Origin of the sequence: Pristimantibacillus sp. PTI5 (genome assembly GCF_048572955.1) — a bacterium.
Taxonomy (GTDB): Bacteria; Bacillota; Bacilli; order Paenibacillales; family Paenibacillaceae; genus Pristimantibacillus.
Genome location: NZ_CP183886.1, coordinates 6,665,879 through 6,691,898, shown reverse-complemented (window position 1 = coordinate 6,691,898; position 26,020 = coordinate 6,665,879). Strand labels below are relative to the sequence as shown.

Here is a 26,020-nt window from a genome sequence, read left to right as displayed (position 1 = left end):
TTATCGCATGTTCAAACATTACGAGAAGAAAAAACAAGGCGAAATTACTGTCGTCAATTTGCACCAGTTTATGAAAATGCTGTACTCTCAGGTTTCCGATCCCCAGCTACCAGTATTTCGCGCAGAAGGCGAACAGTTCCTGTACGAAGGCACAGCATTTTTCGACCGGGACAGTATGGTTGCGGAGATACGAGGAAAGGACGATCAAATCAACCAATTGTTGTATAGGGACAGATTCGTACGATATTTAGTCCTTCCTGACCTCGCGGTTACGCTAGGACATATTCGCGCGCATACCCGTAAGAAACTAACCCCGGATTTATCATCCCTGACCATCGAAATCGACGTGAAGGAATAGTAAGTTGGAATCTTGTTCAAAGAGCTCGGCCTGTCACTGAATCTGGGTCTTCAATGCTTGCGTTTGCTGTGCTTCACGATGCCTATAATACACGGAAAGCGCGCCAGGCGGCGGCAAATGGAACAGCAACAGCCCCGGACCCTAGACTGCTGCTGTCTTATTGAACTCAGAGGGAGCCTCGCGCTTCGTTTGCGTTGCCCGATCCCAAGTGATATCAAGCATTTCGGTTTTTTTCTCATTTTTAAGTTACATTATAGTTGGTTTATCACCCAGAAAGCGATTACATTAAATTTGATCCCTGTACATCAGTAACCATTTTGCCTGTTTAAGTAAATCAGCCCAAACTCAATCTCAATAACAGGTGAATCCACTCATGAACCGGAATGTTCTAGATTCCAGTTATAAAGAGAAGTCCAAAAACGTGATGCCGTTTGATAATAACCCCTTTCTATTTTGACCTAACTAGATAACAACCGCTCTTTGCCCTACTTACACATACATAAAAAATGTTGTGCTCTTCTTTTATTTTTCTATCGGTTGTACTTCTGTAACTAGGAAAGCTTCCTTCATCCATTCCTAATATCGCAATAGTTTCAAATTCTAATCCCTTTTGAGGAATGACGAGTAGATGGGTAAAATCACATCAACAATGGTTCCTTCGTTGACTTTGCTTTCGATGTGAATACTCCCTCCGTGTTCGTGGACAATCTTGTTGCTGACCATTAGGCCTAAACCCGTCCCCTTTTCTTTGGAACTATAAAAGGGTTCTCCAATGGATTTAATTCGTTCCGATGAAATGCCACTTCCTTGGTCTATAAATCGAAATTTGATAAACTCTGAATCGTGGCATAGAATCTGTGTTTTGATGATTCCACCGTTTGGCATAGCGTCAACCGCATTCTGGAGAATGTTAATAAATACTTGCTTGATTTGATTCTCATCGCAGTAGATACGTGGTACTTCCGAGTCGTGTTCTTCAATAATTTCAATGTTGTTTAATATGGATTGTGTACTGAATAACAGCACCACCTGTTGTAAAACAACCGCCGCATCAACTTCCTGCATTTTCAGAGTTTGGGGTTTGGCAAGCGTTACAAATCCCCATAATATAGCTTCCAATCTCCCAACCTCAGATAGAATCAATTCAATATACTCGGGTTTTTCGTTACCTTGTTGTAACAGCTGGGCGAATCCCTTGATCGAGGTTAGAGGATTTCTAAACTCATGTGCAACCCCTGCCGCCATTTGGCCTACTATCGAAAGCTTTTCAGTTCGTAGAAGGAGTTCTTCTGCCTTCTTCCGTTCCGAAATATCACGAGACCCGTACACGCATTGCACTACTTTGCGATTTTCATCAAATATAGGAGTGCCTCTGGTCTCGATATATACCCAACTGCCATCTGCTTTTTTACACCTCCACTCAAAATCGAACGTTGATTCTAATGTAACCATGTCATCGAATTGCCTCTTAACGTACGCAAGATCGTTAGGATGAACGAAATAAAAAGCAGAATTTCCTTCAAATTCGCTGGTCGGAAACCCTAAGACCAATTCATGGGACGGCGAGGCGTATAGAACTATACCTTCCATATCCACGACACCGACTAAATCCTGGGTATTTTCGGCAACAAAACGACACTTTTCAGCCGTTTGTGGCGGGGTCCAATCGGGATGTTTCATTGGGTCAAATAATAGTTTGGTCACATCTTACTCCTCCTATAGAACATTCGATCTAATATCCAATTCTTCCTTTTTGATTCATGTACTTACTAATGTCAAAAGTTATGCCTCTAACATATCCCACTCATCACCAAGTACCCAACGTAATGCAGAAAGCTTGCAGTTAATCATTCCCCACTCAAAGTCATCCCAGGGGCCATGGTTTTTTAAGCCAAGGATCATCGTAATTGGTAAAATGCAGTATTTTCAACTTACTTAATTTGTTTAAATGTTTCCTTGAACAACTCGATTTGCGGCGAGAGAAAGAAAAGCGATTTCCTGTCTTTTTTCCTCAGTCATAACTCGAGGAAGCAAACCTCTATTTAAACGCTGTTCTAAACATTGCAGCGGTGTCAAAAGATTTATTCCTTCATGTTTCATTCCGTTGTAGTTGGATATGAGTACATCTGTCAGTTCTTCTATGTGCTCAGCGGTAATCCGATATTTCACTGCTTTTTTCTCCGGATCTTGTCGTCGTGGATCTCTAGGGTTGCTGCCGGTTGTGTTTACGAGACGATGGAACCCATTTTCTTCTAACGTTTCGAAAAACCTTTCAATTATTCCTCTTCTCATTGGCAATGCCACAGGACCAGCATTAACCGAGCAACCTATGGTTCGTTTAAGTCGATCTCTGACTTGATTCGCTAAATTAGATTTTCCATTATCCAGATGAAATTCATCCCACAAAGCCCATTCCATTTCAGGAAACAGCCTTGATGCAAAGCCGCCATTCGGATGATAAGTTAATCCTGGGATTGTTAATTGAAGCACTTCCTTGGGCATGACAGCTTTTTTATATGCAATGCAGTACATCGCTAGCGGAATACTCCTTATTAAAGCTAAGAAAGTGACCCAAGATGATTCTTGTCGCAACATCAATGATGCAGAGTAACCAAAGGCGATCCATTACTTCCACAATTTCGTCGCCTTCTGGCGTGTGGAACACAATGGCAATTGAACAATCTATTCGATGACCGTCAAATTGAACACGTTCCAAAGATCTAACTGGTGAAGGGGCATTCGGAGCGCCAATTCCTGTATGTCTTGCTTTTTGACTTGCATTCTCACCGTAGATTCTCACCGTAGCGTTTAGCGGCTTAGCCAACTTGCCATTGTTCAAGAATATAAACATAACGATATAACGATCGTTTTCCTAAATCTCCACTTATAAATGGATATTCGCTGGATGTAATACCTGCCTTGGTACAGGCTTCCAAGAGTTTAACATGAAGATCTTTCACACTAATTTTAGGCGATCTTACTTCTCGTTTTGTATTTCTACCCAAATACAAATTGTCAATCGTTTCTTTAACGGTAGGGTACTGCTTTAATAGCAATGTAAAAGCGCCTGTCATTTTGGATAGCTCGTCCTGCGTTGATAATATAGGTAAAGACTTGCGTTCATATTGTTTTAAACGTTTCCGGGGAATAAGTGCTCTATAACCCCAGATTCTACCTTGGTCATCGTAAGAAAGGCATCTCTTCACAAATGCCAATATATCTTTCCTGTCAATGAGTGTAACGGAGCTAATTTCATGGAGTGGGCGCTCATTCTTCATATACATGTCGATGGCCTTTTTTCTCGCAAAAAAAGTCTTTATGTCATTAGAATCCAATTTTTCTTCATGAACAATCGGCCAGATTGATGTATCTAAATGTGCCGGATCAATTTTCTCATTCTCAATCCATCTTTTTTTAGGCATTGCTCCACACCTCTGTTTTTGAATCTAATGGTTTGTGAGTGATTGTAGAGTCAATCATTCCCCGATAAATCAGCTGATACACAGTTTCCCGTATCCGTTGACGACCAAGAACCGGAAGCGCTTGTTCTATTTCTTCTATCGTGGTTTTGGAGGTCTTGCCTAGAACTTTCATGATTTGATATTGGACCGTTTCCACAAGAACTGGGCGTTGTTGAATGTAAGGGATAATAGTTTTCAAATTATTCAAATAAATCAAGTTGGATCGGATGTCTTTATCGGTTCGAATGAGATGATTGAACCCATTTTCTTGGCACCATTTTGCTTGAGCATTCGTTTGTTTATATGATCTTTATGAAAATCTTTTGTCGTTAGGGTCAAGTTCAGAAGCATATTTCACTTCCAAGAAGCGCTCCGTTCCATCATTCGCTGAATCCACATGTCAAAAATGGATTCTACTAATTCTCCTTGCCATTCGACTTGTATTCGCTTGGGTTGTTCACAGAAGGCAACAATGTCCGAATCAGCTTCAACGAGAATCCAATGATCGTATTCAGATCGCTAAAAAACCGCACATCGCGGTTCATTTTGATGCTGAATGCTTCCCAAGAATTATTACCGTATCGAGTGCTGCGCTTCATGGGGATTGGTGTGTACACGCTTTCACCTCATTTTTCATAAATCGTTCATTGCCGCCGCTGATCAGCAGTAAGAAAACTCCTTATTTGAGGGAAGTATTGTGACAAACTCTTAATTCGGGGGTATATTTGTGTCATTTTTTCTTGACACAAATATACCCCCAATTCACTGATAAGTCCAGTAAATTCTGGAAGTGAATTGGGAGTTGTTTGGGTCATTGGACACTTGTGTATTTCCTTATAGTTTTTTTCACACTTATTTATAGTGTCCGTTCTTTGTTTCTATATTCATCAGCTATCCATCAATATACTAACCATAAGACCAGGTTTCACAAAGCAAACTGCCAGCGACTTTACCTGATTGATCTTTTAGATCCATTTTAAAAAAATTCAATATCATAAGTACCGATGTCTTCATCCAAATAAAAAATATTTATAGAGCAAAATACAACTGCTTCTACAGTGTTGAAGCTAGATTTAAGATAAATAGACCGTTCTTCTACACTTATAAATTATACATACAACTTCCCCATAAATGTGTTATGATAACATCTTTGTCTTCTTCACGCCATTTCTTAAAACAGTTCCAAAAGCCACCCATCGTATGCATAATAGCATTATGTTTGTTTTCCCAGTCAAGCAAGGTTTTTTTGTTCACTTAGTTCACCTTCCAATAACAAATTACCTTTGAAAGTATCTTAATATTATAACTCTTTATTACTATTTCAATCTGTATTTTAGCCTTCTTTTCTTTAAACTATCCTGCCCGTTAGATGAGAAAATAGCAGCCCTATTTGTCGGCTGCCATTTCTTTGTTATCATTGAACTATTGTTCACGCATCTCTTACCTTAATAATTCAGTCCCTCATCCCCCCGGAATGAATAATTTACCTATATGATAGCTTACGAAGCCACTGATGAATACTAACAGATAGCCGTTTTCTCGTTGGCTAGTTTAGCACTTTACACAACTGGACAGGAAACAATAGCAGTTGGTTTTTTTTCGTTGTTGCACTGATTGTTGACTTATTGGTCTATTTGATGAAAATATGAAATACGAATGAAGAATTTGAAGACAAGGAATCGAGGTCGGTGAGGATGAAAATCGTCGTCGTATCTGATACGCATATGCCCAGAATGAACAAGAAACTGCCGGATCGATTGATTCGCGAGCTAAAAACGGCAAAAGCTATCATTCATGCAGGTGATTGGACGAACCTTTCTGTGTACGAGGATCTGGTAGCATTCGCCCCGATATACGGTGTCGCAGGTAACAATGATGGAGCAGACATTATCCGGAAGTTTGGATTGCAGAGGCAAATAGAGTTCGAGGGTGTAAGAATGGGTATCGTTCACGGACATGGTGATGGGAAAAGAATAAATACGGAAGCGCGTGCGTTAGAAGCCTTCAAGAATGTTCATTTGAATGTGCTGATCTATGGCCACTCTCATATTCCAGTACTTAAACGCTCAGGTGGCCTGCTGGTATTTAATCCCGGGTCACCAACTGATAAGAGGAGGCAGCCCCTGTATTCGTTCGGCATTTTTCAGCTTGCTGGTGGAACAGTATCTGCCAAGCATATATTTTACAATGACAAATCGTAGGATGATCGTTCGTTCTGGCTTGAAGATAGGAAAGTACTTTGATCTTCCTTCCGTTCTTGACGACAACTGCCGAGCAGTGTTTTAATTCGCCGATTTGATTTTCAAGAGAAATGAAGTATTAGATCGTATGTTTTGATCTATTCCAATCTTGAGTTCAGCCGTATAGCTTCGGCTACGCACATGACTCTCAAGCCCTTTATAACCATAAAGCTTGTACCGACGCTGCCATTTCATCAGAGTCGTTTCATTAATCCCATCTTTCTTTGTTGCGGCCAGAAAACCAATTTCCGCGCTTGATACTTCTTCGAGAATAGTGAGTTTCTCTAATGCATTATATTTTCCTCTAGACATGAAAAAAGCTCCCCTCACAGCAGCAAGTTTTATTATTTCACCTGTCTACCGTAAGTGGAGCATATCAGACTTTATTTTTCAAGTCTTGGTCCGCAGCTGTTTGATTTTTTGTCATGTCCAATAGATAAATTTAGAAGGCTGAAGATTTTCAATCTCATAAACCATATTAATTCAAGCACTTCACTATAAACACTTCATTTTTTTGAACAATAATGTCAATCCGCTTGGGAGCTGCTTCTTACCGTTCTCGCAAAACCCCCTTATCGAGCGTGATTTTTATTGCGCCTGCGTGCCGGTGTCCGTCGTTCCTTGCGGTCCGGCTTCAGGGACCGAGCCATCAGCCGGGGGCTGACCGCCCTGGCCCCTCATCGGACGTTCACCGCCGCCCATGCCACCTCTGCCTCCGCCCATACCCATGCCGCTCTGTGCAGTCGTTACGCCAGACTCGTTCACCCAAGTCACGGCGCTCGTAATCTCGAAGCTGACGACCTTCGTACCGCCCGTGTACTCGCCGCCCTCATACAAGCCGTTCGTTCCGGTGCCTGTAGACGAGCCACCCGAGTAGATTGTATACGTGCTGCCTTGCTTCAGGTCAGGCGAGCTGATCATGATCGATTGGAACGTCTTTGCCGGAGCGACAGTCGCGATCGCGTTTCCTTCACTGTCCTCGAGGCGCACCATCGTTCCGGCTTCCAGTGCCTGCGGGAAGGTCATGAGTACCGACTGCTGCGTCGACGTATCGGAAGTCGATTGCACCATGCCCGAGCTGCCCGCGGCGATCAGGTAGCCGCCCGTCATCTCGAAAGTGCCGTCGTAATCAAGCGAGCCGTTGCCCGCATTGGTAGGACCGCTAACGGTTACCGTGCCGCCGCTCATCGCGATCGAACCGTTTGAGTCGAGTCCGTCGCCGGTCGCATTCACGTAATACGTGCCTCCGGTAATCGTCAGCATATGCGTTCCGTCGGTAATCGTGTTCTGTCCCGCACGTCCGTTCACAGACGAACCGTCGTTACCGCCTCCCACGTTCACGCCGTCGTCGGACGCCGTTACCGTCGTCTCGCCGCCCGCCAGCGTAATGACGGAGCCTTCGATGCCTTCGTAGCTCTTCGTAATGTTGATCTTCCCGCCTGCTATCGTAACCGCCGTATCCGCATGGACACCGTCATCGCCGGTTGTGAGCATCAGCTCGCCGCCTGCTATCGTCAGATTGCCATTGCTGTGGACGGAGTCGTCCGCTGAGTCGATCTCGAACTTGCCGCCTCCTACTTGAATATCCGTACCTGCTTTCAACGCTTTGGCACTTGCCGATTCTTCTTCCGTTGCCGCCGCATCCGTACCGGTCGCTGTGCTTGCCGTACCTGGCGCAGCCTGTTGACCGCCGCCCCAGCCGCCGCGCTCTTCGACATGCGTCTCTCCATTCACGCTGCCGCCGCCAGTTATGAGCGAGAACGTACCGCCATTAACCAGCAATGATGTTTCCGCTTGAAGCGCGTCGTTGCCGGACGTAATGTCGAACGTGCCGCCGCCGATGGCAATAATGCCTTTGCCTTCTTCTTCTGCGTTCGTCGCTTTCACGCCGTCACCGCCCGCTTCCACCGTCAACGTCGCGCCTTCCAGAGCAGCCACGCGGTCTTTGCCGAGTACGCCGTCGTCTACTGCCTTAACCGCGATCGTACCCGATACCAGCTTCAAGTCGTCTCTGCTGTTGATGCCGTTGTTGAAATTGCCTTCCACAGTCAGCTTGCCCGTTCCGTTAATCGTCAAGTCCGCCTTGCTGTATAAGGCCGCGTTCGGTTCTTCGGCGGTCGCATCGGCATAGACGTAGTTCGTGCCGTCCGACAGCTTGTTTTCCGTGCCTTCTTGCAGCGTCATAACAACCTTGCCCGCTTCCACGATATACAGCGGAGCACTGTCGTTATCATGCAGTTCCACGCCGTTCAGTACCAGGTGTACCGTACCGTCCGGCACGTTTACCGTCAACTGGCCGTCGTTCAGTGAACCGCTTAATACGTACGTGCCGGCTTCCGTTATGCTCACCAAACCGCCTTCGCCTGCTGCGGCTCCGGCTCCCGTCACGCTAGCCGACGATGTGGCGCTAAAAACAATCTTCGTCGAGCTGTCTTCGCTCCAATCTATGTTGTAGTCTTCATCGTCGAACTCCACGAGTTCGTCCATCGACAGCTCGGTTGTCGCAACCGCTGCCGTCTCCGTCTGCTGATCCGTCGAAGCGGTCTCCACGGACGCCGCCGTATTATTGCTGCCATTGCTGCAGGCCGAAGCCAGCAGCACCGTGCACAAAGCGATTACGCCTATATAATGTTTTAATTTCGTCTTTTTCATATCGATCTTCCTTCCGAATTGTAATTGTTGTTGCATTAATACTCGGCCGCAGCCGTAGGGACCATCGTCAGGGACAAATCCAAGTTGCCATTGCGGCATCGGATCGCATCGAGGAATTCCTTCTGGTTCGTGTTCTGATCCAACGTAACGGTGTAGACGAGCTCATACAAGCTGCCAAGCTCGGTCGTGCGGATTTTTTTCAGTTCATACGCAACACCAAACGTAGCGAATACTTCGGCGAATGCTTCTTCGTAGCCCAGGCTTTCCGGAATCGTGACTTTAAGCAGCTTCTGAGCCGACTTTCTCGCTCCAAAGTTGGTTTTGCTCAAGATGAACATCAAGCCGCAAAGGATTAATGTGAACAATACCGCGTAGCCGAAGGCGCCTACGCCGCAAGCCAGACCGGCCGCCATCGTGAACAAGACATACGCGATATCCTTCGGATCACCGGGCGCGCTTCGGAACCGGATGATGGAAAAGGCTCCCGCAAGGCTGAACGCTCGGGCAATATTGCTGCCGATCAGGAGAATAATAATGGCGACGATTGTGGGCAGAATGATCATCGTTAGCGTGAAATTTTGCGAATAGCCGGTTGGGCTCGTCTTCATGTATGTGAAGCTGATAATGGCGCCGAGGGCGATGGCGATCAGGATCGTGACGATCGAGCTGCCAAGCGTCATCGTGGTTGTCGTGGTGGTCGGATTGAACAAGGTTTCGAAATCAAACATAGAGTACACGCTCTCTTTCCATAAATGGTGTTGTTTTTGCCGTTTGCGTAGTCGGTGTTGTTTGCGCCCGCAACGTCGGTCGCGCATTGCCGTGTCTTACCGTCTTCTTGTATTCGTTGCCGTATTTGGAGAAACTAGTGCGGTACAATCTGTGCTCCGATAACAGCCGCGACAGCCACAACGGAATCGTATTCTCCGCCTTTACTTCCATCAGCCACATATTGGCCGGGTCGAGAAGCTCGCCATGATCGCCAAGCTCCAGTCCCAGATCGTAGCGGCGATGGCGGATGTTCGTGTCGAAAGTGATGCGGAGGTCTCGGCTCTCTTTGCTAAACATCGCCTTCCTTTCGTAAGCCAGATACACTTTCGGTTCGAGCTCGTAGCGGCAGAGGAAATATTTGATTTCCTCGATCACCTGCTTGTTCATGTAAGGCTGGAATATTGGCTCGATCCCGGTTCGCATGAACTCGTACGCTTCGTCCAGCTTCAGCCCCGTCCTTCGTTTGTTGACAAGACCGAATACCTTCTTTTTCATCTCCAGGTACACCTTCGCGTCGCTGCTTGGCACGCCGTACGCTCTCAACCGAAGCTTCTCCTTGTATTTCGGCTTCGACAGGCTCGTCCGGATGAGCGAATCATGCGGGGTATCGAAGTAGAGGTTACTGATCGAATAAAATTCATGCTGCTTGTTATAATCGTCAAGCTCCATATAATCAAGCAGGTCGCTATAGAATCGAAGGTACGCATCATGGTCCAGCAAGTATTTGTTCTCGTACCGGTTGAACACCTCAATCGCCATCCTTGTTTCATTCCTTTCCGCGGTTCGTTGTGGTCTCATCTCTCATGTCTGTATCTTAGTCCCCCAACCTTTAATGAATCTTAAATCGATTTACATTTTCTTAAAAAAAACGCGTTTCCTATATATAGCGACCGGAAGCGACGGAACGAAAAAAAGTTAAGGTTGGCTAAAGGTTCGCTTGCTATAATGGGGATATCAAGTCTAGTAAAACAACAAAGGATGAACAGCCGATGCGAATTTTGATCGCGGAAGACGAAATACATTTGGCGGAAGCCTTATCCCAATTATTGAAGAAGCAGAACTACTCCGTGGATATCGTCCACGACGGCAGATCCGCATACGATTACGCGCTGAGTGGCATCTACGATCTCCTGCTGCTCGATGTCATGATGCCGGAGATGGACGGTTTCGCCGTGCTCCGCAAGCTGAGGGGCGAAGGCGCGGCGACGCCAGTCATCCTGCTCACGGCCAAAGGCGAGATTACGGACAAAGTAACCGGGCTCGATTACGGCGCGGATGACTATATAGCCAAACCATTCTCGACCGAGGAGTTGCTGGCCCGCATACGGGCTGCGCTGAGGCGTAAGGGAGAGGTCGTCCCGGAGGACGCGCTGACGTTCGGGGATATTGAGTTGAATACGACTCTATTGAAGCTGACCGTCAAGGGCAAGGAATTGAAACTGAACTTGAAGGAAAGCGAGTTGCTCGAGCTGCTTGTGACGCGGAAGCTGGCCGTCACGTCGAAGGAGCAAATTATCGAAAAACTGTGGGGCTTCGATTCGAACGCGGAATACAACAATGTGGAGGTGTACGTCTCGTTCCTGCGGAAGAAGCTGACCTTCCTCCATTCGTCCGTGAAGATTGCAACGATCAGAGGCGTTGGGTACATCCTGGAGGTGACGTGAGCAGCATGTTCAAAAAGCTCAAAAACCGATTTCTCTTACTGAACCTGATCACGATCACCGTCATGATGCTGGCTGCTTTCACGGCCATCTATGCCATCACCTTTCAAGACGTGAAACGCGACATCGATATGGAGCTTCATCAAGTTTCGGAATTTTATCATAAACAGCAGGACGGACCTCGACGGTTCGAACCGGACGATGACGGCGCATCGCCTCCGGATGAGTTCCAGAGCGAGCCACCTGCAGGCATGGGAGACGACGGCTGGCGACCCGAACGGTCCGTATCGTTCAAGCTGGAAGCGGACAGCGCCGGCACGTTAAAGAGCACCGACTCGCGGTTTGATATGGAGGAGTCCTTCTACCAAGAGGCACTCGAGAAGGCACTAGCTACGGGGAAAACGGGCGGCCAACTCAAGCTGGACGGCAATGAATGGGCGTTCATCGTTCAGCGGACCGCTGCTGCCGGCAGCATGTTCGTCTTCATGGATGTCACCGCGCAGCAGGGCATTTTGACGAATTTGATTTATACGTTCGGAGCCGTAGCTCTCGTTATGCTCGTTGTCATTTATTTCATCAGCCGTTATTTCGCCAGCCGATCCATCGCTCCGGTTAAGGAGGCGTTCGAGAAGCAGAAGCAGTTTATCGCCGACGCTTCCCATGAATTGAAAACGCCTCTTGCGGTCATTCAGACCAACGCAGACGTGCTGCTCGCCAACAGCGAGGATACGATCGTGAACCAAGCCAAGTGGCTGCATGTCATAAAGCAGGAGACGCTTCGCATGGCCAAGCTGACGGGCGATCTCCTCTATCTTACCGAAATGGAGGATTCGCGTTCCGCCATGATGCGCGCCGAGTTCGATCTGAGCGAAGCGGTGGAGACGATTATGCTGACGATGGAAGCCGTTATTTTTGAGAAGGAGCTCCAACTCGACTATGATATTGAGCCCGGACTGACAGTGAACGGCAGCAGCGAGCAGATCAAGCAAGTCATCATGATCTTGCTCGACAATGCCATCAAATACGCGGGTCCGCGCGGATCGATCGAGATTGCGCTGAAAAAACAACATCAGGATGTCGTCCTGTCGGTTACGAACACGGGCGAAGGCATTGCCTCGGAGCACTTGCACCGGATCTTCGACCGATTCTATCGGATGGACTCTTCCCGCTCCCGCGCCCAAGGCGGCCATGGACTGGGTCTTGCCATTGCCAAATCCATCGTCGATCAGCACGGCGGCAAGCTTTACGCGAGGAGCGAGCTTGGGGAATCGACGACTTTCTATCTGCATCTGGACTAGAGGCCCACGAAACGAAAAAAAAATCCCTTAAGACCTTTTCAGCGGTCGAAAGGGATTTTTTATTTGTGTCGTTTCGGGACATCCTATACTTACAGGACGCGTCAAGCTACCTGACGTTCCAGCGATCGGGAGAGGTTAGCAACCTCCTGTACCGTATGCTCGATATCGCCAATGCTATCGATGGTCATCTCGAAAGCTGTTTCATCGTCCTTTCCCTCTTCTATAAGTTCACGGAATCGTTCCTGCAGATCGGAGTGCAGATCCGTCTTCAATTCCTCGACAATTTTACCCCATCGTATGGTGCGAAAACTCCATTCAGATAGTTGGTCAATTTCTGATTCAAAACATCCACTCTCCTTATAATAAATTTTCAAGGACTCGCTTTGCGTACTCCCAGTTGTTTTTGTTGCGGACGTAAGACTCCCTGCCCTTCTCGGATATTCTAAAATACTTGCGCCTTCCGCCTTGCGATTCGTCACCCCAATACCATTCGATATCACCTTCCACTTCAAGACGCCGAACGCTGGAGTACATGGTTGCTTCCTTTAGTTCGTATTCACCGCCCGAGCGCTCCGCAATCAACTTGACAATTTCGTACCCATAGCGATCAGCTTCGGATAAGAGTCGCAATATCATTGTATCGGTATGTCCGCGCAGCAGGTCGGATGTAATTTTGTTTTCGCTCATTTAATCACCTCGTAACTGTATAATACGGAATGCTACTATGACTGTCAATGTACTGCTTTAATCAAAATACTAAATTCTATTTTTAAGGATTCGGGAGCATAAAGATGGAAAATTGTGTGAGGCGCAGATCAGAGCGGATGTATGCGGTATTTACAAGAAAACTCCTCGATATCACGTGAAGCTTCTTTATTTGTTTGTTTGTTTGTTTGTTTGTTTGCAGGCCGTTAATCTAGGAGTAAGATTTAACAATGTATGCTCACGAATAAAAGCCGTTTGTTCAAAACTAGATGGGAAAAGGTACCTTTTTTATGAACTTTATTCTTCTCTCGTTGAAAGTTATCTAAGATCATAATAGTAAAAAAAACCGTGGCGTTGCATAACAATGCTTGTTCATAAATGATACTAACACCAGCTCGTTCGCATGCTTTTCCAAATGTTGAATACATATTTAAGTATTATATAAACAGGAGGAAACAAGCCAATGGTGCAACAAGGGCAATCGTTCATGAGAGGAACGCTAGTCTTGTCTGTCGCTGCTTTCATCAACCGCATTCTCGGCTTTATCAGCGGCATGTATATTGCGCGTGTACTGGGCGCGGAGGGAATCGGCCTACTGATGATGGCGCATCCGCTCGTCCCTCTCGTCATTACGATTACGGAGCTTGGATTGCCTGTGGCAATTTCAAAGCTGGTCGCGGAGGCCCACGCCCGAGGCGAACGTTTGAAAGTGAGGCGTATCCTGCACGTGTCGCTAGCCGTCACCGGCATCTTGAGCATAGCGCTTACGTTCATTTCACTACTAGGATCTGAATGGATCGCATCCATCCTGCTGAGCGATCAACGCGCCTATTATGCGATGCTCGCGATTACACCGATCGCTCCGATTGTCGCTGTCTCCGCGGTCTTAAAAGGATACTTCCGCGGCATGCAGCAGATGAAGACCATCGCCACCTCCGATGTGCTCGAGCATACGGTGCAAATCGCCTGTGTCCTTGCGTTGGTACACCTATTGCTGCCTTTCGGCATCGCCTATGCGGCTGCGGGCGCAATGGCTGCATCAGTCGTCAGCGAAGCGATCAGCCTCTTATTTCTGGTGGTAAGCTACAAACTGTACGGCGAATCGAAGATGCCGGGCGAGACATGGGCGAGCCACATGAAGCAAGGAAGAAGCACACTCGGAGAGCTGCTGCAGATCGGTCTGCCGACGACCGGACATGGCGTTATTCACTCGTTATACAGCACCTTCCAACCGCTTCTCATTACATCCAGCCTGGCGCTGGCCGGCATCGGTACAGTGTTGGCCACGAAGCAATTCGGCCTGCTGGCCGGTTATGTGTTTCCACTGCTGTTCATGCCAAGCTTCATTACACAGTCCTTGTCCACCGCTCTCATTCCTGCGATTGGCGAGGCAGCGGCGAACAAGAACAGTCTGCTTATGCATGTGAGGATGAATCAGGCGCTAAGCTTGGGACTTCTGATCGGCGCGCCGGCGACCGTCATCCTATTCGAGTGGGCAACTCCACTTACGACGCTTGTATACAACGCACCTGAAGCAGGATTGCTGCTTAAAATATTGGCGCCGTTGTTTTTTTTGCATTATTTCGACGCACCGCTGCACGCGATCCTGCTCGGTCTCGGCCGAGCGAAAGCTACACTGTGGAACTACGTGGCAGCAACGATTTTCAAAGCTGTCTCGATCTTCGTGTTCGGCAGCCAGTTCGGCATTACCGGCATCGCGTACGGCATCGGCATCGGAATCGTCATGCAAACACTGTTAAACTTCTTATCGATCTCAGGCTCGATCGGAATTTACTGGAGTATTCGTCCTTATATCAAGGTTGGGATCTGTATGATGCTGATGGCGATATGCGGGCACTGGGCCTATAACTATCTTACCGTCCAAGGTCTACCGCTGTTATGGAGCGTAATAGTTTCAATTGTCTGGTCCTTGCTCATCTATTTCATTACACTCGTATTGACGGGTGCGTTAAATTGGAAAAGTAAGCTCCGGAGGTTTTCGATTCCATGGTAAATAATTTTTGTTTTCTTTCTTCACTAACGATTAACACGACACGTTTTGAAATCAATTTACCGTTTCAAAAATATCACCGATACCATACCTTTTCCTGCGACGGATTAACGCACTTTGGCTTACTCCAATACACAAGTCGGTAATGAATCAACGTTCTTGTCACTCATTGGGAATGTTATCAAGTTCTTATTATTGCAATTTGACAAAAACTTGATAACATAAAAAAAATGCCGCATTAAATGCGGCATCCAATGATTTTATTTTCTTGTCACCCGTCAGATGACAAGCACTTGATCCCATTCCCTACGTGAATAAGCAAAACAAGAAAAAAAAATCCCTATTGTTGATTGTACAGTTTATCATGTTAATTTCATAACTTTGTTTTTAATTGTTTCCTCATAAAAAACCCTCCGTTAGCAAATACCCGTTAACTTAATAGGGAAGCCCTCGACATACTTTATTTGTCGTATTTCCAAACAAGTTGTCCCTTTCTGATTTTTGCTGCATAGATGATTTGTCCAGTATGAAAATGGATTTCTCTGAACATAGCCATCATTAGGTTCAGCGCTGTTGTCTCGTTATTTACTTGGCTATATGTAAGAGCTGGCAAATTGATGAAGGGTTGTGACATTAATAACTCAGGGTGGGATTTGATTTGTTCAAGATATTGTATGAGAAGATCAAAAGCATCCCTAGTCTGTTTTACTGCTTGTTCTTTAGACATCAGGAGCCCTTTTTCAAACTCTTTATCTCTATTCCTTATATCGGGAATATCTAGAAGAATTATTTCAATTCGTGAGTGGACTGCACCTCTGATGTGTGCAACTAAATTAGCAATGCTGTTACTTTCCGATGTTGGGGAAGAAGTAATGTCCATTTCGGATAATTGTTCAAGGGCTTAAAGTGTCCATTTCTTCTCCGATCTAAACTTATCCAGCATACTTTCGATTAGCTCTAATGCGATCTCCACCGACAGACCTCCTAATAACTAGATTTACTGCAAATTCACCAAACGTTTGTTCTCGAAACAATGATAACGGCCACCAGGTTAAACTACCCTTGGACTCAACGAGGCAGCCGTTTCATACCGGTAGCCTCATCCTGATTTTTATTGAGCTATCGTTTCCCGATAGTTGAATGATTTTCTGAATTAATCACTGAAATATTTAAACAGAGACTCTAACTCTTTAACATCTTAAAAGTCTCCATCGTTGATCGACATCTACTGTACCATCTTCCAAAAATTCTATCTCCCACCGTTGACCAGGAATAGCTACCTCAACCATGTTAGCTTCATTTCGGACTTTTATAAATATATTATCATCCTCTAATTTGTTAAGAAAAGTAATTAACTCTCTTAGTCCTGCCACATCTTCACCCCACAGTAAGCTTGTTACAAATGATATTATATACCCTTGTGGCATTATCCTGCCCTTAACCTATCAAAAAAAGGGAACAGCTTCCGTAGCAAACTGCTCCCTGTTTGTTGAACTATCGTACCAGTTAGCGTAATGAATATGAGTTTATTCTGTACTTGAAATATTACCACTCTGAACTAAAAGCCATAACAATATGTAAAAGGTAAGGGTAGTATTCTATTCGTATTCCCACAACTATAATCTGGTCAATTGTTAAATAATTCCATATTCAGCTGATTTTATATTCCAAAGTAACTGTAATATAGTTAGGAAATATAGTAACCCCATTAGTCGTCAATATAAATTGTGACGTGATCTGCTTTTTCTTGTTCTCGCGTTCAATGAGTTTTCCGCCATGAAATTGGTCAACTCGTCCGTTAAGCCCTTCTCATCCGACTGGCTGTTAAATCAATCTAAATACGTCTCGGGATACAAATATCGATGCAGCCTAACCAGTATCGCTGCCGCTTGCTCACGGATCAGTGTCTGCCGCGGGTTGAACAACCCGCCGCTGCCAATCATCACCTTATGCTCGTTAACAGCCTGGATCGCGTGGAGGCTGGAAGCGGATAGATTGGCAATATCGGTAAAAGCCAACCGTTTTAAACTGCCAAAGGTAGGCAGTCGACCTGCCTTAGTAGACATGACAGCAGCCTCTTCACGTGTTATCGCGCGCTCTGGCTCGAACTTGCCGGTGATGCGGTCTGTTATGCCAAGCTCCGCCGCTCGGATGATCTCGTCACTGTACCATTTGCTAGCTGGAACATCCCCGAAGGGAGAACGGCCGATAGGCTGATCCGTGGCACCGTGTACCAAACGCAGCAGCATGGCTGCGAATTCAGCACGAGTTAGCGCTTTCTTTGGGGAGAGCACATAGTTTTCAGCGCTCACGCCTTGGATGAAACCATAACTAAGTGCACTCGCCATGTCTACAAACGCCCAGTCTGCAACCTGATCATTATCCTTAAAGCGAGCCATCTCAGGAGCAGAGACGGTTAAATAATAAATTTCTTTGGCCGCAGTAGGCGCTGCGCCTGTTCGGTACCCGGTGAGCTTCACAACATACACTCCGGGGGGAAGACCTGCAAAGTCAACTTTCCCTTTTGCATTGGTAATTTTTGTGACATTACCAATTGTCACTGTTATTCCGGATGCCGGTAATCCTCCAAGCTTACGGTTTGACTTTTGGACATACATATTGAATGGAGTATTTGCATAAGCCCGTCCGCCAATTGGCTGGCCATTCTCAAGCGTCCACTCGACCTGAACCATGTCAATAAGCTCCGTTTTGTCAGAACCGTAATAAAGCAGCAGCCGACTGCCTTCACTAACGTTTATACCGCCTTCCGCATTTTCCGGAAACATCCAACTGCCAAATCTGCCGTACTCAGCGAGCTTCCAGCCGTCTTCTTTGTCATATTTTCCACCGTCAATTCCAGCAATTGATGTAAACACCTTGGATCCGGCGGAATCCGTTTTCGTCTTGAATGCAATGCCTTCAAGCTCAAGGAATTTCTGAGCTGCATCGATTGCCTTGCCACCGCTCGGAATTTGTCCTCTCGCGATCGTTCCTTCAGGTCCCTCGATTTGAATAACAGCGTCACCTGCTGGGGAACTTAAGCCGTCGATCAGCCTCTTTTCGCCATTCAGATAAAGCTTGTAAGCGGTAAGTGCCAGATAAGCTTGGAGCGTTGCCTCCATATCCAGTCTGCCGTCGCTGTTCTCTGAGAACCCACCATCAGGCAGCCAGCGTGACATCAGATATGCCAGCGGCTGATCGCTTCCTGGCTGCGTGAACGTCGTAGCGTCGATGCGTAACGATGACAACGCAATAATGACTTGAGCTGTCGCGGCTGTGCTGCCGTTGAAGCCACCGTCGGCCGACTGCTGCGTATGCAGCCACGACAAACCTTGCTTCATTCGCTCCGACAGCAATGGCTCTTTCTCCCACGGATTGGGTGAAGTCGCGGTCAATGCTATAGCTGTCGTCACAACGTTACCTTCACCGGAATCGCTCGCAGACCAACTGCCGTCTTTCAACTGCCGATCGTTGATAAAGTAAAGGAACGCATCCGGATACCAATTGGGTCGTGAATAAGGGATGAAAGCACTGGAGAGGTTCCCCACAATATATGCTGTAGCTAGTCCATATACCCCCTCCGTCTCAATGCCGGGGTAGTTCATGACCCATGAATAAAGATCAATACCAGCGATATTGTTAATGTTACCGCCGCCAGCGGCGGCATAAGCGATAGCGGTACGCGTCAGATCCGTAAATTTGTCGAACTTGCCACCATTATTAAGTACTACATCTGCCTTATCTTCTAGATAACCTTTCGGAACCGCACGGCTATTTTTTGCAAAACCGATCGTCGCCCAATCCGAAAACGGCTTCTGTTCATACAATAATTGCTCTGCTTCTTCCAGCGCTTCCTGCATCTCCGCCGTAAAGGCTGCCGAATTGGCTGCCAGAATGTCTGCATTAATGGCTCCTCTCAGGGGACCGGCCGATGCTGTGCCAACTAGCAGCTGCATCATGACACATACAGCCAACAAGATACGGAGTCCCGACCATGGTACTCTTTTCGTTCCGTAAATTTTCATTTGTTCCCTCGCTCCTCCTCCTGTGAGTCCAAGTACATCACTTTCGTTATGGAAAAAAATAACACTATTGGTTAAACGATTAATATCCTAATAGGTTTCGCAAAAGTGAGAAATTTTCAAACTCTCCGCCAATCCATTCTTCATACTCAACCGTCGCAATGTCGTTGCATTGGGTTACCCGCTCCACATAAAGGTGTAAAAAATAAAGTTTTAGACCAGATATGCTGCTCTAAGCGGCTTTTCAATTTAAAATTCCGTCAGTTCCCGTAAAAATAAGTACTGGCCTCCACCATAATAGAGCGCATCCAACTCTTTGAATTCCTTGACTTCACGATAAGGAATCAGATAATTGAATTGATACCATTTTTTATGGCACATGAACGGATTTCATTAGCGGTCTCTATTCAAGATTCTTAGTTCTCCAAAAAAATGAGCAAGCCACCGTAGCACCTGCTCATCTATTGGTGTTATTTAATTATCGTTACCCGTTAGCTTAATACCTTCTCTTAACATTCCCGTATTCACAACGTCCCACCGACTTAAGGCTTTATATGTATTATTAAATATTGAAAACTAATTGCCGGGCAGTTGGATGGCACGCCAGCCGCTTACATCGCATTGGCCATATTCATTATCACCCACAGCAACCACCGTGCCGTCCGATTTAAGGCCGAGAGTATGAGCGCAACCCGCCGCAACCGCCACAATATCGTGCCAGCCGCTTACATTGCATTGGCCATGCTCATTCCTACCCACAGCTGCCACCGTGCCGTCAGATGTAAGACCGATTGTATGAGCATTACCCGTGTTCGTCGCCATATGAACATTACCAGCCGCAACCGCCACAATATCGCGCCAGCCGCTTACATCACATTGGCCATATTTATTATCTCCCACAGCCGTCACCGTTCCGTCCGATTTAAGACCAACGGTATGACGACGACCCGCCGCTATGGTATCTTTAGGCCATCGTTTCATCTTTAACGCCGCTTCAATCGGTGAAGTGTAATCCATGGTTTACCTCCTTGAAAACAAAACCTATTATATTATCAACGAACTTCGCAAACACCTCAACATTTTAAATATTTCGCGCATCGATTAAACTATCCTGCCAGTTAGCATATTAAAATGGGAAGGCCACTGCAATGCCTGCTCATCCATGTGTGTTATTGAACTATCGTTATCCGTTAAGTTGAAACTTCTTTGAATAATGAATAGACCATCCATAAAACAAATTCCAATGGATGGTCTATTCGTTCTGTTTAATAATAGAAGTCGTTCATAGCGTTAGGTGAGTCTTAATCATCACGTCCCGCTAATAGCATTGGGTTACCTAAGCGGAACTCTTGCTATAAGAATGCTAAAGGGGAAATTGCCAACCGGAATACGTCTCGGGAGTTCCACATTCCTTACCGTGTCAACGATGGATAACGTGTTCTCTCCTTGGTTTGTTACGTACGCTCGTGTGCCGTCCGGAGTGAATGCAAGCGTAAAGGGCCTGACACCCACTGGAATGCGAGGGAGAATTTCTGAGTTCGTCGCTGTATTGATGACGGATAAATTGTTATTCTGTGAGTTCGTTACATAGGCTCTGGCTCCATTGGACGTGAATATCGCGACAATTGGGTTAGTTCCGACTGGAATACGCGGGAAGATTTCAGTATTTGTGTTCGTATTGATAACCGATAGATTGTTGCTTTGCACATTTGTTACATATACCCGCGGAAGCCTAGGGTTTATTGTCGCTGCTGCTGGCGTATTCCCGACTGGGATACTCGCGATTACACTATTCGTCGTTAAATTAAGCACGGACACCGTATTATCACCCGAATTTGCGACATAAGCTCTTGTACCATCTGGCGATATGAGAATACTCGTAGGCCTTACCCCAACCGAAATGGGTTGACCAACCGGGGTATTAGTAGCTACATCAATGACAGATACTATGTCTTCTCCCGAATTGGCCACATACAAACGTCGACCATCCGGCGAAACATTCAAACCTGCTGAAAAGATATCAATACGCGGGAGGATTTCGGTGTTCGTTAAGGTGTCAATTACGGAAATCGTGCCGTCACCGCTGTTGGCCACATACAATCTTCTTTGGTTAGGAGTCAGGGCTAAGCCCGTTGGTTCCGTTCCGACGCTTATTCGAAGAATCTCCGTATCAGTTCTCGTATCTATGACCGAAACTGTATTTTCTCCTTGATTGGTTACATAGGCAAGCACCCTAGCGGGAAGAACTCCCGAACCAAACACCTCTCTTCACTATTTTTGAAGTCTGTTGCCTAATATCCATTGTATTTCTATGCTACTTAAACCGTGAGGCCAAATGACTCTTGGCAATAAACCTATTTTCAGAGACATGCAAATATGTCCCGCACACTTAGCGTCTCGTCCGCGTAAACTATTAAAAAGTCTACTAACGACTTATGTGGGTGATTAGATGCATGAAGAATATCCCTTTGATAGGAATTATGGTATCGCAAGGCAAAGATCTCAAACCAATTCTTCAAACCTATGAACGCTATAAAGGGAGGCTTCCCGTCCGGCTCTTCACCTTTACTCCCCAAGACATTCATTGGAAAAAACGAACGATCCAAGGTTTATGCTTGGAAAATAAAATGTGGATAAAAAGAAGATTTCGATTTCCCGATGCCGTCTATAACCGTTGTTATCAAAAAAAGACTCAAATGGTTCAACGTTTGGAAACCTATCTTGGATCACGCAAATGCTTCAATCGTGTAACCCGAATAGATAAATGGCGGTTATACCAAGAGCTAATAGACAGTGATCTCCATCAATATGCGCCTGAGACATCGGTCTATCATCCGGATCAGCTCCGAGAATTGCTCCAAGAAGAGAAGCGTTTAATTCTTAAGCCCTGCTTTGGAAGTCAGGGAAAGAAAGTCTATATGGTTGAAAAGACAGAACATCACCTATTCAAGATTTATGAAGATACGTTCACACCCCTGTACACGTCCTATAACGAGAACGAATTTTTCCAAGAAATCGGTCAACTTGTTGCTAAAAAAAGGTTCCTCATTCAACAAATGATTTACTTTGCGAGAGTAGATGATAAGGTTGTTGATTTTAGAATACTCGTGCAAAAAGAAGCGACCGGCTGTTGGAAGATTACAAAAGGGATAAGCCGAATAGCTCCTTATCACTTCTATATTACAAATCGCGCTGAGAGCATCCATGAGATGGATGAAGTACTCGAGGCCTTGTCATGTCCCTCTTCGGACTATGAATCTTTATACCAAAATATCAGCTTAATCAGTATAAAGATCGCTCAGTTATTAGACGAAAGAATTGGATTATTGGGGGAAATCGGTATTGACTTAGCCATTGATAGGGATGGAGATCTATGGATCATTGAAGTCAATGGCAAACCGCAAAAGCCCATTTATCTCAAGTTGCAGGGGAAACAGCGCGCCGGGATTGATTCGGTGTATAAATTCCCTTTGGAGTATGCTTATTTTTTATCACAGACTTGATTTTCTTTAGAGCCTGATGGCTCATCTTTTCGCATTCTAGTTGTGCGCAGTTCCAGAGTCTCACTCTAATTAATAATATGTTAATCATAATGTTAGATTTCGAGAGGGGGAAGATTTATGGCTGAATTACGCCGTAAGGAAGTTCAAGTTTCATTATCACCGCCCGAGGTTACGTATTATAACGAAATCAAGTTTTCCGTAGTTGGCAAAGACCCGCTTATCCGTATCAACCCTTTCCGTCTGTTACCTGGCGGTCTCGTTATCGTCAATCTGCAAGTTCAAGGATTTCGAAAGGCGCAAGCTCTCGCTACGCTTCTGGTGCTCGATAAAACCATTGGAAATATCAGGATCAAGGTGAGGGTGTGGACCAGTCAAGGAAAACGTGTTCAACCTATTCAACGCAGACTATCTCCTCTGGAAATCAATTCTCTTTATCGTAACGCTTTCCGAACAAATCCTCTGTTTAAATTTATTGCCATTAGAAAGATATTTGGACGCACTTTTGTATACCCCGTATTTAATACTAGAGTTATTCAATTTTTTAATGATGACCTGTCCGACTTTTATGGCAATTATAATAATGTAGCTGCCTTTGTTTTCCGCAATGTCCTCAGAAATACGATTAACCATATTCCTGTTCAGTTTTCTACGGCTCTTAAAAAATGCAAATAAGAAGAAAAAGCCGCTGGCTTGCAGGCAGAACCAATTTTGAAGGCACCTCCTTTGGGGTGCTTTTAATTTGAGGTGGTATTGTTTTCAAATATAACTAATTGTTCAATTCCTGTGTTATACCCCTTATCCTTAACTTGTGTTGATCCCATACGGTTTTTCGAATTACAAAACCGTTAAACATCGTAGAATATGTATTAGACTGCCCCAATAAAAGAAACAGCGGCAGCCATGGACGAGAAGAAAGTCCATGACTGCCGCTGTTTTTTTGTACTAACGTCACCCGTTAAGAACGTTATCGGCCAATTATTTATCTTTATTGTAGATATCAGTGATTAGAAGAGTACCGTCATTCTTTATGTAGATTGCTTTTCGAGTTTTAGAACTAGAAACATTGCCAGGTATTACTTTATTCGTATCCCCTTTTTTGGTATCTGTATTATATTTACCTGTTGTTGGGGACAGCCGACAAGACGCGATTGATTGAAACTAGCCTGCCCGTTAGCTTAACAACTTTTTCATATCAATTCTTGTGTATGTTTTTTCATAAGCCGCCCCCTCATCGTTATAGAAAATAGCGGATTTTATGTATGGCTCGCTAATGGCGCTGTAACCGAGCTTTGTAATAAGCTTTATCATCTTTGGATTCTCTGAGGGGTCAACACTAACGAACAAATCAGAATATCCCATATCACTTGCAATTTTCTCGCGATATCTTATTAAATCCGAACCTACGCCATTTCCCCAATATGTTTCTTTTACGTAGAGGTCACTTAATTTGGGGCTCAAACCGCCTATTAATTTAAGAACACCAAAACCTAGAATTGTATTATCCTTTTCAGCAACTACCAGAGATACTTCTTTATCTTCATTCTGCTTAAAATACCTAACGAATAAATCTTTATTGTTTCTAATGTCGCATATACCATCTAAGTCACTTTTCTTGATTTTTATTGAACCAAGATAGTGCAAGTTGTTCTATTTCCCTCACAAATGTTTTTTTGCTGGGCTATATTCACTTGTGTTTTCGAAGCGTTCAGCTAATTCTTCCTTAAACCGACTGTATCTTGCGACTTCTTCCGGATGATTTCTCAAATAATCTCTAAATATTAGATGCCGTTCAATTTGTGGGTTATCTGTTTGATAAAAATGAATGTGGTGAGTTCTTTCTTCACCACCTTTTCGGAATAACCTTCTTCCGGGGATACCCCAATCTCCAGCTGCATCATATCCGAGAAAATTCATTTTATCGTTATATAAATCGACCTTGCTAATGTCTTTTAAAATACACATCATGTCAATTACGGGCTTAGCTTTTAAGCCTAGTATTGAAGTGCTTCCAAAATGCTCAACACGTACGATTTCATCCGTAAATATAGTTCTTAGAAAATCAGCTTCATCCTGGTAAAGTCTTACCCAATTTTCATTAAAATCGCTTAGTCTGACCTTCATAAAACACCCTCCTACTGACACCAAATTGTAATTATAATTCCACATTTTATTAAGCAATCCTCCCAATAGCTTAATAAGATGAGCAGGCCACTGCAGCGCCTGCTCATCATGTGTGTTATTCAACTATCGTCACCCGTTTGTTTAATGATCAAGCCCTTTTCCCGGTTCTGCAGGCTGTAGTCGGCTGCCACTTGCGTCTTGACCGTTAAGCTTCCAGGTTTAGAAGAAAATGCCGCGTGTCCTGATAGGCGTCTCCCCATCCCATCTTAGCGTAGAATCGAAGTCCGTCGAGTCCCTTGAAATAGTAGGCGCCGATTAACCGCTCCTTGAAATTAGGAATCTCGATGCCGGCTTTCACTTGATAGTCTTGATACGCCTGAATAACGCCGCACCACGGCATATGACGATCGAGAATCGCAAGATCCACGAGGAAATCACCATACAGGCAATTGCCATCAATGATGCCGGTAATCCGTGTACCGTCCGACAATATATTCCACTGGTGAAAATCCCCGTGTATAAAGCTTCTGTGCGGTTCGTTATACGGCACGTAGGTCATCAAACGGTTATAGATTTCTACGAATACGTCTCTCTCCAAACAAGACGTGCGATAGAGTTCGTGCCAGTTCTCCCAGAACGTCCCCGTCTGATCTTCCGCATTTACGGCAACGATGAAGTCCTTCCAAGACGCATAGGTTCCATTGCCGTCAGTCCCGATCCACCCGTACCCGCTAGTTGCCCCAACATCCACATCGGCCAGCCTCGTCAAGATGCCGATAAGTTCCGGCAATTGACGAGTTTGTTCCTCTACCGTGCAATCGGATAAATTGTGCCCGTCCATCCGCTCCATGATTACGTAGGCTAACTGGCCGGTTTTCCCCAGCGCTAAACATTTAGGGAAAGTGATGCCCTGGCCCAACAGCAACTCCGAGACATAGCGTTCCGTCTCGTACGCGCCATCCAAATCGCTGAATTTCACAACATAGTCTTTACCTTCGAGGGAGAAAGAAAACACGTTGCTCAAGTTGCCACCGGCCAGCGGCTTAATCTCAGCCGCACCGGGTCCGAGATGATTCTTTAATACATTTTCGATTTCGCTCATGGCCAAACTCGGTTTCTCGTAAGCCGTCATAGTTCCCTCTCCCGTTTATCAAAGTTTTCACGATCCAGGGGTTCATTATTAGAGAACAGATCTGGGTTGACCCGCAGCATCGTCGAAA

Annotated in this window: 23 protein-coding genes and 3 pseudogenes; 7 read left to right on the top strand and 19 right to left on the bottom strand. The window is 45.4% G+C overall.

Features of this window, described 5'->3' with window-relative positions; translation table 11 throughout:
* Positions 1-7 precede the first annotated feature (7 nt).
* A complete protein-coding gene (locus ACN6MW_RS29680; protein WP_419873333.1) occupies positions 8-358 on the top strand; it encodes a hypothetical protein in 351 nt (116 codons plus the stop codon).
* Between the two features lie 448 nt (positions 359-806).
* Here ACN6MW_RS29680 and ACN6MW_RS29675 read toward each other — a convergent pair whose 3' ends face one another.
* The 6 genes from ACN6MW_RS29675 to ACN6MW_RS29650 form a co-directional block, all read right to left on the bottom strand.
* Positions 807-932 carry a 3'-5' exonuclease gene (locus tag ACN6MW_RS29675; RefSeq protein ID WP_419873332.1) on the bottom strand — a complete coding sequence of 42 codons (126 nt, stop codon included), beginning with the start codon at positions 930-932 and terminating at the stop codon, positions 807-809.
* Positions 933-958: 26 nt separating this feature from the next.
* Positions 959-2,062 (bottom strand): ATP-binding protein, encoded by a 1,104-nt coding sequence (locus tag ACN6MW_RS29670; RefSeq protein ID WP_419873331.1) that lies wholly within the window; start codon positions 2,060-2,062, stop codon positions 959-961.
* A 240-nt stretch (positions 2,063-2,302) separates the two neighbouring features.
* Positions 2,303-2,890 (bottom strand): hypothetical protein, encoded by a 588-nt coding sequence (locus tag ACN6MW_RS29665; RefSeq protein WP_419873330.1) that lies wholly within the window; start codon positions 2,888-2,890, stop codon positions 2,303-2,305.
* Between the two features lie 284 nt (positions 2,891-3,174).
* Positions 3,175-3,780, bottom strand: a complete 606-nt coding sequence (locus tag ACN6MW_RS29660; RefSeq protein ID WP_419873329.1) for a hypothetical protein — start codon at positions 3,778-3,780, stop codon at positions 3,175-3,177.
* 455 nt (positions 3,781-4,235) lie between these two features.
* Positions 4,236-4,436, bottom strand: a complete 201-nt coding sequence (locus ACN6MW_RS29655) for a hypothetical protein (RefSeq protein ID WP_419873328.1) — start codon at positions 4,434-4,436, stop codon at positions 4,236-4,238.
* A 484-nt stretch (positions 4,437-4,920) separates the two neighbouring features.
* A complete protein-coding gene (locus ACN6MW_RS29650; protein ID WP_419873327.1) occupies positions 4,921-5,073 on the bottom strand; it encodes a hypothetical protein in 153 nt (50 codons plus the stop codon).
* A 440-nt stretch (positions 5,074-5,513) separates the two neighbouring features.
* Here ACN6MW_RS29650 and ACN6MW_RS29645 point away from each other — a divergent pair, with 440 nt between their 5' ends.
* Positions 5,514-6,020, top strand: a complete 507-nt coding sequence (locus tag ACN6MW_RS29645; protein WP_419873326.1) for a metallophosphoesterase family protein — start codon at positions 5,514-5,516, stop codon at positions 6,018-6,020.
* 81 nt (positions 6,021-6,101) lie between these two features.
* Here ACN6MW_RS29645 and ACN6MW_RS29640 read toward each other — a convergent pair whose 3' ends face one another.
* The 4 genes from ACN6MW_RS29640 to ACN6MW_RS29625 form a co-directional block, all read right to left on the bottom strand.
* The gene (locus tag ACN6MW_RS29640; RefSeq protein WP_419873325.1) at positions 6,102-6,371 is read right to left on the bottom strand and encodes a hypothetical protein; all 270 of its coding nucleotides are present in this window, start codon (positions 6,369-6,371) and stop codon (positions 6,102-6,104) included.
* A gap of 276 nt (positions 6,372-6,647) precedes the next feature.
* Entirely contained in the window at positions 6,648-8,711 is a 2,064-nt protein-coding gene (locus ACN6MW_RS29635; protein WP_419873324.1) for a carbohydrate-binding domain-containing protein, read from the bottom strand.
* A gap of 35 nt (positions 8,712-8,746) precedes the next feature.
* Positions 8,747-9,439: a DUF4956 domain-containing protein gene (locus tag ACN6MW_RS29630; RefSeq protein ID WP_419873323.1), complete on the bottom strand. Its 693-nt coding sequence runs from the start codon at positions 9,437-9,439 to the stop codon at positions 8,747-8,749.
* Complete coding sequence (locus ACN6MW_RS29625; RefSeq protein ID WP_419873322.1) at positions 9,432-10,238, bottom strand: polyphosphate polymerase domain-containing protein; 807 nt, start codon at positions 10,236-10,238, stop codon at positions 9,432-9,434. Before ACN6MW_RS29625 ends, ACN6MW_RS29630 begins: the two co-directional genes overlap by 8 nt.
* A 230-nt stretch (positions 10,239-10,468) precedes the next feature.
* On the opposite strand from ACN6MW_RS29625, the gene ACN6MW_RS29620 reads away from it, so the two are divergent.
* Positions 10,469-11,143, top strand: a complete 675-nt coding sequence (locus tag ACN6MW_RS29620; RefSeq protein ID WP_419873321.1) for a response regulator transcription factor — start codon at positions 10,469-10,471, stop codon at positions 11,141-11,143.
* Between the two features lie 5 nt (positions 11,144-11,148).
* Positions 11,149-12,438: a sensor histidine kinase gene (locus ACN6MW_RS29615; protein WP_419873320.1), complete on the top strand. Its 1,290-nt coding sequence runs from the start codon at positions 11,149-11,151 to the stop codon at positions 12,436-12,438.
* A gap of 110 nt (positions 12,439-12,548) precedes the next feature.
* Here the strand turns inward: ACN6MW_RS29615 and ACN6MW_RS29610 are convergent.
* Positions 12,549-12,781, bottom strand: a pseudogene (locus ACN6MW_RS29610) (permease prefix domain 1-containing protein); the annotation flags it as partial.
* A gap of 14 nt (positions 12,782-12,795) precedes the next feature.
* Complete coding sequence (locus ACN6MW_RS29605) at positions 12,796-13,125, bottom strand: PadR family transcriptional regulator (protein ID WP_419873319.1); 330 nt, start codon at positions 13,123-13,125, stop codon at positions 12,796-12,798.
* 481 nt (positions 13,126-13,606) lie between these two features.
* Between ACN6MW_RS29605 and spoVB the strand changes: the two genes are divergently transcribed.
* Positions 13,607-15,157: a stage V sporulation protein B gene (spoVB, locus tag ACN6MW_RS29600; RefSeq protein WP_419873318.1), complete on the top strand. Its 1,551-nt coding sequence runs from the start codon at positions 13,607-13,609 to the stop codon at positions 15,155-15,157.
* Between the two features lie 457 nt (positions 15,158-15,614).
* Here the strand turns inward: spoVB and ACN6MW_RS29595 are convergent, their stop codons facing one another.
* The 4 genes and pseudogenes from ACN6MW_RS29595 to ACN6MW_RS29580 all read right to left on the bottom strand — a co-directional run bounded on the left by ACN6MW_RS29595 (position 15,615) and on the right by ACN6MW_RS29580 (position 21,438).
* On the bottom strand, positions 15,615-16,034 hold the full coding sequence (locus tag ACN6MW_RS29595; RefSeq protein ID WP_419873317.1) for a DUF1572 family protein: 420 nt from the start codon (positions 16,032-16,034) through the stop codon (positions 15,615-15,617).
* 949 nt (positions 16,035-16,983) lie between these two features.
* Positions 16,984-19,179 carry an S-layer homology domain-containing protein gene (locus ACN6MW_RS29590; RefSeq protein ID WP_419873316.1) on the bottom strand — a complete coding sequence of 732 codons (2,196 nt, stop codon included), beginning with the start codon at positions 19,177-19,179 and terminating at the stop codon, positions 16,984-16,986.
* Positions 19,180-19,776: 597 nt separating this feature from the next.
* Positions 19,777-20,193, bottom strand: a pseudogene (locus ACN6MW_RS29585) (chromosome condensation regulator); the annotation flags it as partial.
* Between the two features lie 315 nt (positions 20,194-20,508).
* A complete protein-coding gene (locus tag ACN6MW_RS29580) occupies positions 20,509-21,438 on the bottom strand; it encodes a YncE family protein (protein ID WP_419873315.1) in 930 nt (309 codons plus the stop codon).
* 191 nt (positions 21,439-21,629) lie between these two features.
* On the opposite strand from ACN6MW_RS29580, the gene ACN6MW_RS29575 reads away from it, so the two are divergent.
* Positions 21,630-22,679: a YheC/YheD family protein gene (locus ACN6MW_RS29575; protein ID WP_419873314.1), complete on the top strand. Its 1,050-nt coding sequence runs from the start codon at positions 21,630-21,632 to the stop codon at positions 22,677-22,679.
* A gap of 117 nt (positions 22,680-22,796) precedes the next feature.
* Complete coding sequence (locus ACN6MW_RS29570) at positions 22,797-23,351, top strand: hypothetical protein (protein WP_419873313.1); 555 nt, start codon at positions 22,797-22,799, stop codon at positions 23,349-23,351.
* A gap of 498 nt (positions 23,352-23,849) precedes the next feature.
* On the opposite strand, the gene ACN6MW_RS29565 is transcribed toward ACN6MW_RS29570, so the two are convergent.
* From ACN6MW_RS29565 to ACN6MW_RS29555, 3 genes and pseudogenes are all read right to left on the bottom strand, one after another.
* Positions 23,850-24,320, bottom strand: a complete 471-nt coding sequence (locus ACN6MW_RS29565; protein ID WP_419873312.1) for a GNAT family N-acetyltransferase — start codon at positions 24,318-24,320, stop codon at positions 23,850-23,852.
* A pseudogene (locus ACN6MW_RS29560) lies at positions 24,283-24,800 on the bottom strand (GrpB family protein). Before ACN6MW_RS29560 ends, ACN6MW_RS29565 begins: the two are co-directional and overlap by 38 nt.
* Before the next feature lie 205 nt (positions 24,801-25,005).
* Positions 25,006-25,932 (bottom strand): aminoglycoside phosphotransferase family protein, encoded by a 927-nt coding sequence (locus ACN6MW_RS29555; RefSeq protein ID WP_419873311.1) that lies wholly within the window; start codon positions 25,930-25,932, stop codon positions 25,006-25,008.
* Positions 25,933-26,020: the final 88 nt, after the last annotated feature.

Coding starts and splice junctions, on each gene's coding strand:
- ACN6MW_RS29680 (WP_419873333.1), top strand. CDS start 8: ATGTTCAAACATTACGAGAAGAAAAAACAAGGCGAAATTACTGTCGTC.
- ACN6MW_RS29675 (WP_419873332.1), bottom strand. CDS start 932: ATGGATGAAGGAAGCTTTCCTAGTTACAGAAGTACAACCGATAGAAAA.
- ACN6MW_RS29665 (WP_419873330.1), bottom strand. CDS start 2,890: ATGTACTGCATTGCATATAAAAAAGCTGTCATGCCCAAGGAAGTGCTT.
- ACN6MW_RS29660 (WP_419873329.1), bottom strand. CDS start 3,780: ATGCCTAAAAAAAGATGGATTGAGAATGAGAAAATTGATCCGGCACAT.
- ACN6MW_RS29645 (WP_419873326.1), top strand. CDS start 5,514: ATGAAAATCGTCGTCGTATCTGATACGCATATGCCCAGAATGAACAAG.
- ACN6MW_RS29640 (WP_419873325.1), bottom strand. CDS start 6,371: ATGTCTAGAGGAAAATATAATGCATTAGAGAAACTCACTATTCTCGAA.
- ACN6MW_RS29635 (WP_419873324.1), bottom strand. CDS start 8,711: ATGAAAAAGACGAAATTAAAACATTATATAGGCGTAATCGCTTTGTGC.
- ACN6MW_RS29630 (WP_419873323.1), bottom strand. CDS start 9,439: ATGTTTGATTTCGAAACCTTGTTCAATCCGACCACCACGACAACCACG.
- ACN6MW_RS29625 (WP_419873322.1), bottom strand. CDS start 10,238: ATGGCGATTGAGGTGTTCAACCGGTACGAGAACAAATACTTGCTGGAC.
- ACN6MW_RS29620 (WP_419873321.1), top strand. CDS start 10,469: ATGCGAATTTTGATCGCGGAAGACGAAATACATTTGGCGGAAGCCTTA.
- ACN6MW_RS29615 (WP_419873320.1), top strand. CDS start 11,149: ATGTTCAAAAAGCTCAAAAACCGATTTCTCTTACTGAACCTGATCACG.
- ACN6MW_RS29605 (WP_419873319.1), bottom strand. CDS start 13,125: ATGAGCGAAAACAAAATTACATCCGACCTGCTGCGCGGACATACCGAT.
- spoVB (WP_419873318.1), top strand. CDS start 13,607: ATGGTGCAACAAGGGCAATCGTTCATGAGAGGAACGCTAGTCTTGTCT.
- ACN6MW_RS29595 (WP_419873317.1), bottom strand. CDS start 16,034: ATGGACATTACTTCTTCCCCAACATCGGAAAGTAACAGCATTGCTAAT.
- ACN6MW_RS29590 (WP_419873316.1), bottom strand. CDS start 19,179: ATGAAAATTTACGGAACGAAAAGAGTACCATGGTCGGGACTCCGTATC.
- ACN6MW_RS29575 (WP_419873314.1), top strand. CDS start 21,630: ATGAAGAATATCCCTTTGATAGGAATTATGGTATCGCAAGGCAAAGAT.
- ACN6MW_RS29570 (WP_419873313.1), top strand. CDS start 22,797: ATGGCTGAATTACGCCGTAAGGAAGTTCAAGTTTCATTATCACCGCCC.
- ACN6MW_RS29555 (WP_419873311.1), bottom strand. CDS start 25,932: ATGACGGCTTACGAGAAACCGAGTTTGGCCATGAGCGAAATCGAAAAT.